This is a genomic window from uncultured Capnocytophaga sp., assembly GCF_937936315.1.
Lineage (GTDB): Bacteria > Bacteroidota > Bacteroidia > Flavobacteriales > Flavobacteriaceae > Capnocytophaga.
In genome coordinates this window covers 69,374-84,396 of record NZ_CALGWU010000025.1, presented here as the reverse complement: position 1 = coordinate 84,396, position 15,023 = coordinate 69,374, and the positions used below count along the sequence as shown (strand labels likewise).

At 38.6% G+C, this 15,023-nt stretch carries 14 protein-coding genes; 9 read left to right on the top strand and 5 right to left on the bottom strand.

Going from position 1 to position 15,023, the window contains the following annotated elements:
* Positions 1 to 28: 28 nt before the first annotated feature.
* From panB to Q0162_RS04870, 3 genes are read left to right on the top strand one after another with little or no spacing between them, the layout of a single operon-like run.
* Positions 29 to 847: a 3-methyl-2-oxobutanoate hydroxymethyltransferase gene (gene panB / locus Q0162_RS04880; protein ID WP_297889924.1), complete on the top strand. Its 819-nt coding sequence runs from the start codon at positions 29 to 31 to the stop codon at positions 845 to 847.
* Positions 847 to 1,686, top strand: coding sequence for a YoaK family protein (locus tag Q0162_RS04875; protein ID WP_095897967.1), 840 nt, complete (start codon positions 847 to 849; stop codon positions 1,684 to 1,686). Before panB ends, Q0162_RS04875 begins: the two co-directional genes overlap by 1 nt.
* Positions 1,577 to 2,257 carry an RluA family pseudouridine synthase gene (locus tag Q0162_RS04870; RefSeq protein ID WP_297889922.1) on the top strand — a complete coding sequence of 227 codons (681 nt, stop codon included), beginning with the start codon at positions 1,577 to 1,579 and terminating at the stop codon, positions 2,255 to 2,257. Before Q0162_RS04875 ends, Q0162_RS04870 begins: the two co-directional genes overlap by 110 nt.
* 9 nt (positions 2,258 to 2,266) lie before the next feature.
* Here the strand turns inward: Q0162_RS04870 and Q0162_RS04865 are convergent, their stop codons facing one another.
* The 4 genes from Q0162_RS04865 to Q0162_RS04850 form a co-directional block, all read right to left on the bottom strand.
* Positions 2,267 to 4,066 (bottom strand): long-chain fatty acid--CoA ligase, encoded by a 1,800-nt coding sequence (locus tag Q0162_RS04865; RefSeq protein ID WP_297889920.1) that lies wholly within the window; start codon positions 4,064 to 4,066, stop codon positions 2,267 to 2,269.
* 139 nt (positions 4,067 to 4,205) lie between these two features.
* Positions 4,206 to 4,892: a PAS domain-containing protein gene (locus Q0162_RS04860; RefSeq protein WP_297889918.1), complete on the bottom strand. Its 687-nt coding sequence runs from the start codon at positions 4,890 to 4,892 to the stop codon at positions 4,206 to 4,208.
* 51 nt (positions 4,893 to 4,943) lie between these two features.
* Complete coding sequence (locus Q0162_RS04855; protein ID WP_297889916.1) at positions 4,944 to 5,627, bottom strand: PAS domain-containing protein; 684 nt, start codon at positions 5,625 to 5,627, stop codon at positions 4,944 to 4,946.
* 130 nt (positions 5,628 to 5,757) lie between these two features.
* Positions 5,758 to 8,238, bottom strand: coding sequence for a DUF2339 domain-containing protein (locus Q0162_RS04850; RefSeq protein ID WP_297889914.1), 2,481 nt, complete (start codon positions 8,236 to 8,238; stop codon positions 5,758 to 5,760).
* Positions 8,239 to 8,414: 176 nt separating this feature from the next.
* Between Q0162_RS04850 and Q0162_RS04845 the strand changes: the two genes are divergently transcribed.
* Genes Q0162_RS04845 through Q0162_RS04835 form a run of 3 tightly spaced genes read left to right on the top strand, consistent with a single transcriptional unit; the run spans position 8,415 to position 11,473 of the window.
* A complete protein-coding gene (locus Q0162_RS04845) occupies positions 8,415 to 9,833 on the top strand; it encodes an L-serine ammonia-lyase (protein WP_297889912.1) in 1,419 nt (472 codons plus the stop codon).
* A 48-nt stretch (positions 9,834 to 9,881) separates the two neighbouring features.
* Positions 9,882 to 10,700 carry a dihydropteroate synthase gene (folP, locus tag Q0162_RS04840; RefSeq protein ID WP_297889910.1) on the top strand — a complete coding sequence of 273 codons (819 nt, stop codon included), beginning with the start codon at positions 9,882 to 9,884 and terminating at the stop codon, positions 10,698 to 10,700.
* Positions 10,697 to 11,473, top strand: coding sequence for a diadenylate cyclase (locus Q0162_RS04835; RefSeq protein WP_203093095.1), 777 nt, complete (start codon positions 10,697 to 10,699; stop codon positions 11,471 to 11,473). Before folP ends, Q0162_RS04835 begins: the two co-directional genes overlap by 4 nt.
* A 228-nt stretch (positions 11,474 to 11,701) precedes the next feature.
* On the opposite strand, the gene Q0162_RS04830 is transcribed toward Q0162_RS04835, so the two are convergent.
* Entirely contained in the window at positions 11,702 to 12,313 is a 612-nt protein-coding gene (locus tag Q0162_RS04830) for a fumarylacetoacetate hydrolase family protein (RefSeq protein WP_297889906.1), read from the bottom strand.
* A 130-nt stretch (positions 12,314 to 12,443) separates the two neighbouring features.
* Here Q0162_RS04830 and Q0162_RS04825 point away from each other — a divergent pair, with 130 nt between their 5' ends.
* The 3 genes from Q0162_RS04825 to Q0162_RS04815 all read left to right on the top strand — a co-directional run bounded on the left by Q0162_RS04825 (position 12,444) and on the right by Q0162_RS04815 (position 14,926).
* Positions 12,444 to 13,397, top strand: a complete 954-nt coding sequence (locus Q0162_RS04825) for a phosphoribosylaminoimidazolesuccinocarboxamide synthase (RefSeq protein WP_002680677.1) — start codon at positions 12,444 to 12,446, stop codon at positions 13,395 to 13,397.
* Positions 13,398 to 13,543: 146 nt separating this feature from the next.
* A complete protein-coding gene (gene folK / locus Q0162_RS04820; protein ID WP_297889899.1) occupies positions 13,544 to 14,671 on the top strand; it encodes a 2-amino-4-hydroxy-6-hydroxymethyldihydropteridine diphosphokinase in 1,128 nt (375 codons plus the stop codon).
* A gap of 3 nt (positions 14,672 to 14,674) precedes the next feature.
* On the top strand, positions 14,675 to 14,926 hold the full coding sequence (locus Q0162_RS04815) for a hypothetical protein (RefSeq protein WP_297889897.1): 252 nt from the start codon (positions 14,675 to 14,677) through the stop codon (positions 14,924 to 14,926).
* Positions 14,927 to 15,023: the final 97 nt, after the last annotated feature.

Sequence of the window (15,023 nt, the reverse complement as noted above, 5' to 3'; positions counted from 1 at the left end):
TGCCGCGATTTTTAAACTACAAAAAGAAATGTCAGCAGTTAGAAAAGAATACAAACGCGTAACTACCAAATCGGTAGTAGAGATGAAAGCTAATGGTGAAAAGATTTCGATGCTTACCGCCTACGATTATACTTTTGCAAAATTATTAGATTCCGCTGGTATCGATGTACTTTTGGTAGGTGACTCAGCCAGTAATGTAATGGCAGGACACGAAACGACCTTGCCTATCACCTTAGATCAGATGATTTATCACGCTTCATCTGTAATAAGAGGGGTTACTCGTGCTTTGGTAGTGGTAGATTTGCCTTTTGGAACGTATCAATCCGACCCTAAAAAGGCATTGCGTTCGGCTACTCGTATAATGAAGGAAAGTGGGGCTCACGCTATCAAATTGGAGGGAGGCAAGGAAGAAGCCGAAAGTATCAGACGCATTGTGAATGCAGGTATTCCTGTAATGGGACACTTGGGGCTTACGCCGCAATCAATTCATCAGTTTGGTTCTTTTGCTTTGCGTGCTAAAGAAGAAGCTGAAGCGCAAAAGCTCAAAGAAGATGCAAAATTGCTCGAACAATTGGGCTGTTTTGCTATTGTATTAGAAAAAATACCTGCTAAATTAGCAGAAGAAGTAGCTAAAAGTGTGCGCGTGCCTATCATTGGGATTGGTGCAGGTAGTGCGGTAGATGGGCAAGTGCTTGTAATGCAGGATATGCTTGGAATGAACAATGAATTTCAGCCTCGTTTCTTGCGTAAATACGCTAACTTGCAAGAGGTGATTACCAAGGCAGTGTCTCATTATATTGAAGATGTGAAGAACGTTGATTTTCCTAATGAAAAAGAACAGTACTAATGTTCCGCCATCAAGGTAAAAAGCGTACCGCTAAACACAATTTACAAATAGCCGTAGTGCTCTCATTCGTTGCAGGAATGGTGAACGTTACGGGCTTTTTGTTTGTGGGCAAACTCACTACAAACGTTACGGGACACTTTGCTTATTTTATTTATGATGTATCGGTAGCCGAATTTTGGAAAGGATTGATTTACTTTCTGTATATTTTTGCTTTTTTGTTGGGCTCTTTTACTTCGGGACTGCTCATTGAAAATGCTAATTATCACCGTACCCAAAATAAATATCTAAAACCTACACTATTAGAGTGTTTTGCCTTGCTATTGGTAATGGGGTTGCACTTCTTTTTCCCTGAAGCAATTCCTACAGATGTAACGGCTTGTATCTTGCTCTTTGCGATGGGGTTGCAGAATTCTTTTGTAACCAAAATCTCCAACTCAGTAGTGCGCACCACTCACCTTACAGGGCTTTTTACCGATTTGGGTATTGAACTCGCTCAAAGGCTTTATTTAAATCGCAATCACTATGAGAATCAACACGCGCAACTGAAAAACACTATTCGCTTGCGACTTTTCATCATTGCCTTTTTCTTTTTAGGCGGATTTAGTGCGGGTTATTTTTATATTGAACGCGGGCTTTCTATATATACACTGCTGATTTCAGTAATCATACTTCTCATCGGACTTTTTTACGATGGAATACGTTTTCTCTACTTCACTAATAAACGACATTATGAAACTTATCACAAACGCCGAAAACGTAGACGTGCTTTACGAAGACAATCACGTTATCGCCGTAAACAAGCGAGTGGGCGACATAGTTCAGGGCGACAAGACGGGTGATATACCCCTAAGCGATATTGTTAAGGCTTATCTTAAGAAGAAATACAACAAACCTGGGGAGGTGTTCCTCGGGGTAGTTCATCGATTAGACCGCCCTACTACGGGGGTGGTGCTATTTGCTAAAACTTCTAAAGCGCTGGCACGTCTCAATGCGATGTTTGCTAATAAGGAAGAAGTACAAAAAACTTATTGGGCTTTGGTAGATGCTGCCCCTCCAGCTGAAGAAGGTACGCTTACCCATTGGTTAGTGCGCAATGAAAAGCAAAATAAATCGGTAGCGCATCAAAAAGAAGTGCAGCATAGCAAGAAAGCTGTACTGCACTACAAACTATTAAAAACTTATGATCGTTATTACTTATTAGAAATCGACCTTATCACAGGGCGACATCACCAAATAAGAGCACAATTGGCTGCCATTGGGTTGCATATCAAAGGTGATTTGAAATATGGAGCTAAACGCTCAAATCCCGATGGCGGTATCTGTCTTCACGCTCATAGGCTCCGCTTTTTACATCCCGTTAAAAAGGAACCTATCTCTATTGAGGTAGCTCCTAATTGGCAAATTGGCTAATTAGTTAATTTATTTGTACATCGCCTCTATTTCACGACTGTAATTAGCGTAAATCACCTTTCTTCTCAACTTTAATGAAGGAGTAATTTCGTTGCGTTCAATCGTAAAAGCTGAAGGAAGTAGTGTGAATTTCTTAATTTGTTCGTAGTCAGGTAAGTCTTTTTGGAATTTTTGCAATTGCTTGCCTATATATTCTATCACCTGACTGTGTTTAATCAAATCTGCTGTGTTTTTATACTTAATGTTGAGGTCTTTTAAGGCTTGTGACAACATCTCGAAATTAGGTACAATAAGTGCTGAAACAAACTTTTTGCCATCGGCAATTACAGCTATCTGTTCAATAAGGTTATATTTGCCTACTTTACCTTCAATCATTTGCGGAGCAATGTATTTGCCATTAGAAGTTTTCATCAATTCTTTGATGCGCTCAGTAATAAAGAGACTATTGTTACCGTCTAACTTACCAGCATCACCAGTACGCAAAAAGCCATCTGGGGTAAATACTTTGGCTGTTTCTTCAGGGTTTTTATAGTAACCCTTCATCACCATTCCTCCTTTTACCAATATTTCGTTATCTTCACCTATACGTACTTGTACGTTAGGCATTACCTCCCCTACCGATTGAGGGTTGATACGATTGTCACCCCAGCAAGAAATGGTAGCGACAGTTTCGGTCATTCCATAACCCAATTTTAAATTAATACCAATTGATTGGAAAAACCTACCTATACTAGGTTCGAGATTCGCACCTCCACAAGGCATAAACTTAATGCGACCACCAAGGGCTTCTTTTAGTTTTTTGTATACTAACTTATCAAAAAGATTGTAGGCTTTTTGCAGTACTAACGAAGGTTTTTTACCTTGTTCGCGCAGTGCTAATACACGTTTGCCCGTAGCGATAGCCAAACGGAAGAGTTTGCGCTTTACAAAAGAAGAAGTATCGGCTTTGTCGTGCACTGTTGCAAAAATCTTTTCGTAGAAACGAGGTACAGCACACATCAAAGTAGGACGCACTTGGGCAAGGGCTTCGCGCACTAAATTAGTATCGTCTAAATAGTATACAGTAACGGCTTTATAGAGACAGAAAAACGTCCAAGCGCGTTCAAAAACGTGTGATAAGGGTAAGAAAGCTAAAGAAATATCGGTGTTATCCACAGTTGATAGGCGCTCGGAATGTCCTATCATTTGGAAAGCTAAGTTCTCGTAGGAAAGCATTACTCCTTTGGGTTCACCAGTAGTACCCGATGTGTAGATAATCGTAAAAAGATCATCTAAGTTGCGTTCTTTAAGGCGTTTTTCAAACTCAACATCGTACTGAGAGCTACTGCCGAGTGCTAAAAAGTCGTTCCAATGAATGGAATATTGTTTTTCGGTAAGAGCAACTTCGTTGTCGCATACTATAATCATTTGTAATGATGGACATTGATTAGCAACTTGAAGTACTTTTTGGTATTGTTTTTCATCGCCTACAAATAGTACTTTCACTTCAGCGTGATTCATCACGTAAAGAGCTTGTTCGGCTGTGTTTGTAGTGTATATAGGCACCGTAATAGCGCGTATTTGCAAGCAAGCGAGGTCGGCAAGCGACCATTGAGGAGTGTTTTGAGAGAGAATCCCTACAGTTTCTTGGGGTTGTACTCCCAATGAAAGTAAGGCTTTAGAAAGAAGGGTAGTGGTATTGCCTAAAGTTTCCCACGTAATACCTTGCCATTGAGAAGCTTTATTTCTTCCCATCAAGGCATCTTTTTGTGGGTATTGCTGTACATTATTGCGGAACAGCGACACAAAATGATAGGCTGTTAAATTCATTTTCGTTATTGAATTAATTAGTTGGGGCAAAAGTATAAAATATTTTTCAATTAGCAATATAGAAGTAACAAATGTTATACCGCAAAAAAAGGAACAGAGCGATGCTCTATTCCTTTATATAATCAATTAAAATTTATTACTAAGAAAACAAACGTTCAAAGAAGTTTTTACGTTTTTCATTCATCGAATCATCTACGTGTAGCATATCGTCAGACACAGGTGCTGCTACTGGTGTATTATCTACTGCAGAAACAGTTTCTGAACTAAAGCTTTGTTGTTGTCCTTCCGACATAATGTCGATTACAAAGTCGATATAATCTTTGCCTTGTTTAGCCAAGTAGTTTTTGAAGAAACGACTGCTGAGTTCTACCCCACCTATTCTCTCCATTTTTAAGAGTGAATCATAGAAAGGAGCTACATAATTGGTAATAGCCGATTCTGGCACAGATTTACGTCTACCAATATAGTGTGTAATCTTACCTGTTTCGTCGCGACGCATTTCAAAATCAGTTACTACCCAATAGTATTCACCTGTTTTTGCTAAGTTCTTGATAACCCCTACAAAGTTGTTACCTGCTTTCAAGTTATCCCAAAGGAGTTTGAAAATCAATTTAGGCATATCGGGGTGACGAATAACATTATGCGGTTGCCCAATGAGTTCGCTGGCAGAATAATGTGCTACCGAGCAGAAGACATCGTTTACATTGGTAATAGTTCCTGCAGGATCAGTTTCACTGATGAGAACTTTGCTTTTATCCCAATCTACTTCATGGTCTATAGGGGTAGGGCGCTCGATAGTAGGTACTGGATTTTGAAAATCTGACATATTATTTCTTTTTATTGTTAATTTAATAAGTTCTCCAGTAATAATTTTCTCCTAACTAAATAGGAGACTGAAGAAACTTTTACGTTTTTCGTTCTGAGCTTCGTTCATTGTTACAATATCATCAGATACTACAGTGCTAGTATCTACTGATGATACAGGAATTTCCTCAAAGGCTACGTTTTCACGGTTTTCATTCATTACATCAATGATAAAATCAATATAGTCTTTACCTTGTTTAGCCAAATAGTTTTTGAAGAAACGAGCGCTGAGTTCCATACCACCTACTTTTTCAAGTTTCAATAAGGTTTGGTAAAGAGGTGCTACATAGTTTTCAATCACAGCTTTAGGTACTGACTTACGGCGAGCGATATAGTGAGTGATATTACCCATTGCGTCGCGGCGCATTTCAAAATCGGTAATTACCCAATAGTATTCACCGCTCTTAGCCAAGTTTTTGATAACCCCAATAAAGTTATTACCAGCTTTAAGGTTATCCCAAAGCAATTTGAAAATTAGTTTAGGCATATCAGGGTGGCGAATGATGCTGTGAGGTTGTCCTATCATCTCCTCTGGTGAATAGCCACAAACATTGCTAAACACATCATTCACATTAGTAATACGACCATAAACATCAGCTTCACTAATCACCACTTGTGATTTGTTCCAAACTACTTCTCTGTCTATTGGAGTAGGGCGTTCTACGGTAAGTTCAATTTCTCTGTAATCATTAATCATTCCAAGATTTTATTTTCGGTTATTATCGCGCAAAGGTACAAAGTTTCTTAAATATGGAATATTTTTTTTCTCTTAAACTTTTCATAAAATTTCGGAACGTCTAAAACTTACTTTTTTACGTTTTTGAATATCAAATTGTTGCGTTATTGTCCGTAGTGTTATCGTTTTCAGATTTATCTGTTTCTTCAATCTTGTTAGTGTATTTGTTATAAAAAAATGATGCTACAAGCACTAAGAAACCGAGAATTACAAATACAATAGTTTTTCTCAAAGCATCTAAATGGGTGGTATCGTACAAGAATAATTTTAATATACTGAACCCGATGAGTACAATACCTGAAATACGCAGATGTTTCTTACGTTTGAAAATACCTAAAACAACCAAAAGAAGTGCGTAAGAGCCCCATAAGATGGTAAGTCCTAATTTGTAGTTAGAAGCCGAACGGTAAAGTTCTGTCCAGTGCAAGAGCTCGCTGCTGGCAACCCATAAAATAATAAGGTGTAGAACAAATTCTAAACTTTTTTGCATTTCTTCTTTCAAATTGAGAAAACGACTCAATAAATAGGATGTATAACAGAATATAGCAAAAACTACAATTCCTACATATCTCACATTCAAGAACCAAAGTGATAACTGAGGATTATCGAGGTAACTTTCTCTCAATTCACTGAAAGTGTATAGTCCTAAGGTCATAAAAATGAATGCGAGCAAAATGCTGATGCCAAACTGTATTTCACCCAATAATTTAGATTTGAACAATTTTATATTTAATAAGGTGTAAACAACAAAAAAAAGCAAACTATAAACTATTTTCCATACGTTTTTAAAATTATCTAACGCTTCCCAAGCACCATAATTATCTGTAAGATTAGGTGTTTGCTGGAGAGCTCTTACATCGCACAAAATATCTATTTCTCTAAAGAATATAAAATAGAGAGACCCTACACACAAAATATTTAGTATGATGGTAAGGAGCTTATAGATTTCCTTGTTAGCAAGTTGAGTCAAACGGTGTGTATATGCCATAAAACCAAAAGCAGCACTATATAACAATGCATTGATGAACATCGCATTACCAAACGGAACGATATTACTAAACTCATTCAAATTTGTATAATATAAACTGTAGTCTGCTTTTGTCCAATCAATTATTAAACTGAAAGTTGCCAATAGCATTACAGCATACGAAATCCGCTCGTATACCAACAAGTTTTTGCGGCGACCAAACCAGAAGAGCAAAGCAGCTTCGGCACTCCAGAACACTGTAATCCAAGAACCTTTGAATTGGATAGGTATCACTAAAGTAGCATAGGACAATGCCAATACTAATATCAAGTATTTTAGAGCTTGTGAAGGGAATTTTTTAATGTGGAAATAATAGGCTACCCCAAAGTGCAATAGGGCATTTCCCAAAGTGAATGCCGCTATAGCAGTGCTATTACCTATAGAATAGTCGTGAATATACCACACTCCCATACTAAAGAAAAGCAAACTATTAAATAGAAATAGTACTACATCTAAACCTTTTAACTCTTTTTCTTGATGTATTTTCTGGAAGATAAAAGCTATATAAAAAGTGAGGAAAGTAACTAAATTGAAAGTGAAATAAGGTGCAAAATCATCGTACTCGTAATTGTTAGCCCACAATGATAGCAACATTAACCAAGTAAAGGCAAAAGCTGATAAATAGAGTGAACGCCACTGTTTGTAGAAAGAAATGATGAGTACTCCTATGTTGATGATAGCTGTATAAGCAAACAAAATAGATACGCGTCCTGAATTATCGCTCAGTAAGAATGGTACAGCATAACTGCCTACCAAGCCTATCAGTGCAATCACTACTTTGTTGTAATTCAGTGAGGCGGCTACCGTAAAGGCAGTGAAGAGGAACATTAGTATAAAGGTAAGTGACTGTGGGAAAAACTCAAATACCGAATAGCCTATAAAAGTAACAAAGTAGAAAATCGTCATCGCTCCACTCACAAGCACTGCACTGAAGCTTTCGTATTTCTTTTTGAGCATTGCTCCTGCTACAAAGAGTCCTGCCCCTACTAAGTAGCCCAATACCAATCGCATTGCAGGGCTGATCAAGTTGTGTTCTATAGAGTATTTTACTCCTATAAATACCCCAATAATGATAATGCCTATCCCTATTTTGCTGAATAAGTTTTCACCTATGAAGCGTTCCCAATTAATAGATTTTTTAGGTTTGTACCAATCATCTACAGGTTTTTCAAAATTAGGTTTTCTGCTATGGTAAGGTTGGTTAGCTTCTACGGGTTGAGGTGCAATAGCAGCAGTTTCTTCGGCTGTTACTTCTTCTACTATTTGAGGATTAATAATAGGATTTTCCACTACGCCTTCCGCAATTTCTACTGTTGCAGGAGATGTAACTTTTTCTTCCTCAATTGCCTCAGGAATAGAAGGAGCTATGATAGGCTCTACAACTAGAGGAGTAACATTCTCTTCTATAGTATTTTCCTGCATTGTAGCTTTCAGTTCCCAAAGATAGTTTTTAATGTCTTTCATCTCTTTGATGAAATTATATTGTTTATCTACAGCTCCATCAACTTTACGCATTAGGGCTTCTAATTCTTTGTCTGTGATCATATCCTTTTGAGAATTTTCGTTTGAAAGCACAAAAGTATAAAACTATTAACAATTAACAAATAATAATCTAAAAATTGTTTTATTATTTATCTCTTACTTTTTACTAAAATAAAATTTTGCTAATTAACTGATTGTTTTCTATTTTTGCAGTCTTAAAACTTTTATAGTAATTTCAAATGGAACGAATAAGTGTATTCGATATGCTTAAAATAGGGGTAGGCCCTTCTAGTTCTCATACTTTAGGTCCTTGGCGTGCTGCCGAGGCTTTTCTTAAAGAATTGAGAGAGAAGTGTCTCTTAACTTGTACAACTAAAGTGCATGTAGATTTATATGGTTCCCTCTCCCTTACAGGTAAGGGGCACGCTACTGATTTAGCGGTAATGCTCGGTCTCAGTGGTGCCGACCCTGAGTATGTGCCTATTGAGAGCTTAGACGTAATCATTACAGCTATTACTAACAATCAAAAACTCTGTTTGGGTAACGAACAGATTATCAACTTCAACCCTAAAGAAAATATCGTTTTTAATAGGAATTTCTTGCCTTTTCACGCTAATGGGCTTACTTTCTCAGCTGAAGGCGAGGGGTTTAGTTATACGTCTACTTTTTATTCTGTAGGAGGTGGTTTTATTGTGAAGGAAGGAGAACAAGTAGCAACTAAAAAAGATACTCGGCGCAACTTTCCTTTTCCTATTGATAAGGCTGAAGAACTCATCAACTATTGCCACCAAGAGGGTAAGAAAATATCCGAAATAGTTTATGAAAACGAAAAATCCTTGCGCACAGAGGAACAAATTCATAGCGAGTTGATACGTATATGGCATACAATGCTGGAATGCACTTATATAGGTTGCCATACCGAGGGGGTACTCCCTGGCGGCTTGCACGTGCGCCGTCGCGCTTATGATATCCACAAGAACCTCATCGGGGTAGTTACTTATGATAGTCCTGAAAATTGGCTGAATTCTATCAAGAAAACGAATATCAAGTTCCGCGAAATCCTCAAATGGGTGAGTTGTTTTTCACTGGCAGTCAATGAAGTGAATGCTTCGTTAGGGCGTGTGGTTACCGCACCTACTAACGGAAGTGCAGGAGTAATTCCAGCGGTGTTGCTCTACTATGTAACTATTGAAAACCAACAGGCTACCGAGGAGCACATTCAGCAATTTCTCTTGGTGGCAGGCGAGATAGGCAGTCTCTTCAAAAAAGGGGCAACCATATCGGCGGCTATGGGTGGTTGTCAAGCTGAAATAGGGGTGTCATCAGCAATGGCGGCAGGCGCGCTCTGTGAACTCTTGGGCGGTTCTCCTGAGCAGGTGCTCATCGCTGCCGAAATAGCAATGGAACACCACTTGGGGCTTACTTGCGACCCTATCGGCGGATTGGTGCAAATCCCTTGTATTGAGCGCAATGCAATGGGGGCAATCAAAGCAATTAACGCTGCCGAATTGGCTATCGAAACCGACCCTAAGAATGCCAAAGTTCCTTTGGATAAGGTGATAAATACAATGTGGCAAACTGCCAAAGATATGAATTCTAAATATAAAGAAACCTCCGAAGGTGGTTTAGCCGTCGCCGTAAATATGGCTGACTGCTAACCCCCTGAAACCTGAACCCTGAAACCTAACACCTGACACCTAATATTTATGACCATCAATTGTAAAGGAGAATTGCTCTCTATGGATACCCCCAGAGTGATGGGAATCCTCAATCATACCCCCGACTCTTTTTACGAAGGGAGTCGTGTAACCGAAAAAACACTCTTACAACGCGCTGAAACAATGCTCGCTCAAGGTGCTGATTTTATTGATGTAGGGGGCTATAGTACCCGTCCCAATGCACCTGAAGTTTCACAAACAGAAGAACTTAATAGGGTAGTACCTGTTGTGCGCTCTTTGGTACAACATTTTCCTGAGATACGTATCTCGGTAGATACTTTTCGCAGTGAAGTAGCACGCCAATCGCTCTTAGAAGGAGCTTGTATAATCAATGATATTTCTGCTGGACTCTTAGATGAGCAGATGTTGCCCGTAGTAGCACAATTTCAGGTGCCTTATATTGCGATGCATCTTGTAGGTACCCCCCAAACAATGCAACAACATACTGATTATAAGGATATCATCAGCGATATGCGCTACTATTTTTCCGAGCGCAAAGCTAAAGCCTTAGAAGCAGGAATTAATGATTTTATAGTAGATGTAGGCTTTGGATTCTCTAAAACTTTAGAACAGAATTACGAAGTCTTGAAGCACTTAGAACTATTTCAGTGTTTTGGTTGTCCGCTATTGGTAGGTTTTTCCCGCAAGTCGATGTTGTACAAACTGTTAGAAACTGACCCCGCTAATGCCCTGAATGCTACGACAGTAGTCAATACCATCGCCCTAATGAAAGGGGCACACATCTTGCGGGTACACGATGTAAAAGAAGCTAAAGAATGTGTAACACTCTTTGAAAAAATACAATGAAACTATTCGATATTTTAGACTTTACCGTTGTCGATGCGATTGATATACTGCTATTTGCATCCCTTTTGTACTACCTCTACCGATTGATTCGGGGTACGGTAGCTATCAATATTTTTATGGGGATTGTGATTATCTACCTGATATGGAAAATTACAGAAGCCCTGCAAATGCAGTTGCTCAGCAGTATATTAGGTCAGTTTATCGGGGTAGGAGTCTTTGCGCTGATAGTTGTGTTCCAGCAAGAAATACGCCGTTTCCTGCTCACCTTGGGTTCTACTAATATCACAGCGCGCAATAAGTTACAACGCGTATTTCATTTTTTCAAAGAAAAGGAAATTGTACTCAATATCGAAAGTTTGGTAAATGTATGTTTGAAATTAGGAACTACCAATACAGGAGCGCTTATTGTTTTGGAACACAATATGCCCCTTGATTTTGTGACTGAAACGGGTGACAAGGTGAATATAGAATTTTCCGAGCCTATTATCGAAAGTATCTTTTATAAAAACAGCCCGCTACACGATGGAGCAATAGTGATAAAAGGCGACCATATTGTAGCAACGAGAGTGATATTGCCAGTAGCAAGTGAAATCAATTTGCCCAAACGCTATGGATTACGCCACCGTGCTGCTATTTCCATTACCGAAAAAACCGATGCTACTGCATTAGTAGTTTCTGAAGAAACAGGGCATATCTCTTACTTCAAGAATGGAGCTTTTGTGAAATTCAAAGACCCCGATGAACTCATCAAAGCTATACAAGCTGATTTTTAAAATTGCTTTTGTATCACACACATTGTCAAAGTCCTTGGACTTTGACAATGTCTAAAACTCCTAATGATAGTATGATATGAAGTCTTTATTTTTAATACTTTTTTTTAGCTTATACAACCTCTGTTTTAGCCAACTTTCCACAGCAATGCAATGGGAAAAACTTTATAGGGGATCTATCGACAGTGTGATAGTAGTTAGTAGCAGAGGCTATACTAAAGAGATCTCTCCTTATCTAATTTTTAAGCTAAAACTCTTCTCTTCTCCTAAAAATCCCTCTAATAAATCACCTGCTACTGCTTTCCTTGCACCTTTGGGCGCTCCTGTAAAGATAAGGTCGCCTTTGCGAAGGGTAAAGTACTGTGATACTTCAGCAATGATAGTATCAAATCCTCTGAGCATTTGTGTTGTCTTTCCCTCTTGTATAGTAGAGCCGTCTTTATCTAAGTGAAACTCAATAGGGGAGGAGTTGCTAAACATTTCTTTAGATACAAATTTTCCCACGATAGCCGAGCTGTCAAAAGCCTTTGCTTGCTCCCAAGACAGCCCTTTTTGGCTCAATTCAGCTTGTAGATCGCAAGCTGTAAAATCAATGCCCACAGCAATCTCGTCGTAATATTTATGTGCAAACTTCTCCGAAATACATTTCCCATTTTGGTTGATTTTCAGCACTAATTCTATTTCGTAATACAAATCTTGTGTAAAATCAGGAATGTAATAAGGAATTTCGAGGTTGTGGATAGCTGTGTCTGGTTTCATAAACACTACTATAGGTTGAAGTGGTGTTTGATTGTTTTCTTCGATAGTCTCGCGGTAATTTCTACCTATACAAATGATTTTCATAGTCTTTACTTTTTTAACGTATAAAAATGATATTGCAAAAGTAGTATTTTTTCATAATTCGTAACTCGTAATTCGTAATTATTTTATACCTTTGCCCCGAAAAAAAAGATTTTAAAAACTTTTTACGAAGATGAATACCATAACAAAAACAAACTTTAAATTCCCTAAACAAAAGTCTGTTTACAGAGGGAAAGTACGTGATGTGTATCAACTAAAAGATGATACCCTCATTATGATTGCCACCGATCGTATTTCAGCTTTCGATGCTATTCTTCCCAAAGGCATCCCTTATAAAGGTCAGATATTAAACCAAATAGCTGTAAGTTTTTTGCAACAAACTGAAGATATTGTGCCTAACTGGCTCATTGCCTCTCCCGACCCCAACGTCTCTATAGGGCAAGTGTGCGAACCTCTAAAAGTAGAAATGGTGATTCGCGGTTATCTTGCAGGGCACTCAGCTCGCCTCTATAAAAACGGAGTGCGCAAACTCTCAGGAGTGCCTTTACCAGAAGGATTGCGCGAGTTTGATATGTTCCCTCAACACCCCATCATCACCCCTGCTACTAAAGCAGAACAAGGCTTGCACGACGAGGATATCTCACGTGAAGAAATCATTCGTCGCGGAATTGTAAATGAAGACGACTATCGTTTGATGGAAAAATATACCTATGCTCTCTTCGCACGAGGTACCGAAATTGCTTCTAAACACGGTTTGATTTTGGTAGATACCAAATATGAGTTCGGTAAAACCCGCGATGGTGAAATCGTACTCATCGACGAAATTCACACCCCCGATTCTTCCCGTTATTTCTACAAAGAAGGCTATGAAGAACGCCAAGAAAATGGTGAACCTCAAATCCAACTCTCCAAAGAATTTGTGCGTCAGTGGCTCATCTCACAAGGCTTCCAAGGCGAAAAAGGACAAAAAATGCCTGAGATGAGCGATGAATATGTACAATCTGTTTCCGATCGTTATATCGAGCTCTACGAAAATATTATGGGTGAAAAATTTCTCCCTGCCGATACCTCCGACATTGAAAACCGTATCCACGACAACGTATTGCGATTTTTACAAAATCAATAATCAAGAAATCTATAAAAATAGTATTCTTGCTTCTACTTTGCCAAAGTTTCTAATTGCCCATTGTGGATTGCACCTTTGGCAAAGTTCGTCTCAAATTGTATCAAAAACACTGGGACTTTTGTTAATTATTAATTGTCAATTGTCAATTGAACCACGACGTCTACATATCATTAGGAAGTAATTTAGGGAACCGTAAAGCGTACTTACAACAAGCCATAGAAGGCATTGCTACGCGGGTAGGTACCATTGTGGATATAGCCCCTATCTACGAAACACCCTCTTGGGGATTTTCAGGCGAGGCTTTCCTCAACACTTGTCTGCTCTGTCGCACCTTCCTCTCTGCTGAGCAGGTGCTAATGCAACTCTTGCAAATAGAGCAAGAACTGGGGCGCGAACGTATGCCTCATTCTAAAGGCTACCAGTCCCGTACGATAGACCTCGATATACTTTTCTATGACGATGAAGTGATTCATACCGATGTACTTACTGTGCCCCATCCGCTTTTACACCAACGTAAATTTGTGCTCAAGCCTTTAGCTAACATCGATGACCTCAAAATACACCCCGTACTTAAAAAAACAGTTGCCGAACTGCTCCGCACTACCAATGACACTTCACCTGTACAACGCTTGTTCGACCAACTGTCATTTCCCGCACAAAAGTCGCCGTTTTTAAATTATAAGTACATCGCTATTGAAGGAAATATAGGTTCTGGTAAAACTACTTTGGCTACTAAAATCGCCGAAGATTTCAATGCTAAACTGATTTTAGAACAGTTTTCCGATAATCCTTTCTTGCCTAAATTCTACGAAAACCCTAAACAATACGGATTTACGCTCGAAATGTCGTTCCTTACTGAACGATACCAACAAATGCGTGAGCAATTAGCACAAACCGACTTGTTTAAAGAGTTCGTCGTTTCCGATTACGATATCTTCAAATCTCTCATTTTCTCTAAGGTAACCCTTACTGATGATGAATTTATGTTGTACCGCAAACTCTTCTATATTCTCTATAGCCAAATCATCAAACCCGATTTGTACGTATTTCTTTATCAAAATACCGACCGCCTTATTGAGAATATTAAAAAACGCGGCAGGGAATACGAACAGAACATCTCCCCTGATTATCTAAAAAAAATACATTATGGCTATTTAGATTTTATACAGAAAAATGCCGCTATCAATTCTCTTATCATCGATGTAACCGATCTTGATTTCGTGCAACACTACACTCACTACGAGTATATTATAGAAAAAATCCGTGAGAATTAAGCTATGAAATGTACCCTTTTGCTTTTAGTATTTTCTACAATTGTCCTCAACCATTGTAATACTCAATCACCTACCTCTACCGCTGTTAAAGAGCCAGAAGTAATTACCTTGCCTAATGCAAAAATTGGCGTACAAGCAACACTAAACTACACTGATGTAAACCGAGAATATGCTGAGGTAGTTATTGTAAATTACTCTGATAAACCCATTGAAATCAATACTTACTCATGTGTTTCACTTTGGGTTACAATATGAAGATGAGAATGGCAAAGCTAAAGATATACAAGGTTGCCTACCTCCTTCTGTACCTCCAGCAAATTTAGATGATTGCAAAAAAAACTTTGCAGAAAGG

Coding starts and splice junctions, on each gene's coding strand:
- Q0162_RS04845 (WP_297889912.1), top strand. CDS start 8,415: ATGGAACGAATAAGTGTATTCGATATGCTTAAAATAGGGGTAGGCCCT.
- Q0162_RS04815 (WP_297889897.1), top strand. CDS start 14,675: ATGAAATGTACCCTTTTGCTTTTAGTATTTTCTACAATTGTCCTCAAC.
- Q0162_RS04835 (WP_203093095.1), top strand. CDS start 10,697: ATGAAACTATTCGATATTTTAGACTTTACCGTTGTCGATGCGATTGAT.
- Q0162_RS04850 (WP_297889914.1), bottom strand. CDS start 8,238: ATGATCACAGACAAAGAATTAGAAGCCCTAATGCGTAAAGTTGATGGA.
- Q0162_RS04860 (WP_297889918.1), bottom strand. CDS start 4,892: ATGTCAGATTTTCAAAATCCAGTACCTACTATCGAGCGCCCTACCCCT.
- panB (WP_297889924.1), top strand. CDS start 29: ATGTCAGCAGTTAGAAAAGAATACAAACGCGTAACTACCAAATCGGTA.
- Q0162_RS04865 (WP_297889920.1), bottom strand. CDS start 4,066: ATGAATTTAACAGCCTATCATTTTGTGTCGCTGTTCCGCAATAATGTA.
- Q0162_RS04825 (WP_002680677.1), top strand. CDS start 12,444: ATGAATACCATAACAAAAACAAACTTTAAATTCCCTAAACAAAAGTCT.
- Q0162_RS04870 (WP_297889922.1), top strand. CDS start 1,577: ATGAAACTTATCACAAACGCCGAAAACGTAGACGTGCTTTACGAAGAC.
- Q0162_RS04830 (WP_297889906.1), bottom strand. CDS start 12,313: ATGAAAATCATTTGTATAGGTAGAAATTACCGCGAGACTATCGAAGAA.
- Q0162_RS04855 (WP_297889916.1), bottom strand. CDS start 5,627: ATGATTAATGATTACAGAGAAATTGAACTTACCGTAGAACGCCCTACT.
- folP (WP_297889910.1), top strand. CDS start 9,882: ATGACCATCAATTGTAAAGGAGAATTGCTCTCTATGGATACCCCCAGA.
- Q0162_RS04875 (WP_095897967.1), top strand. CDS start 847: ATGTTCCGCCATCAAGGTAAAAAGCGTACCGCTAAACACAATTTACAA.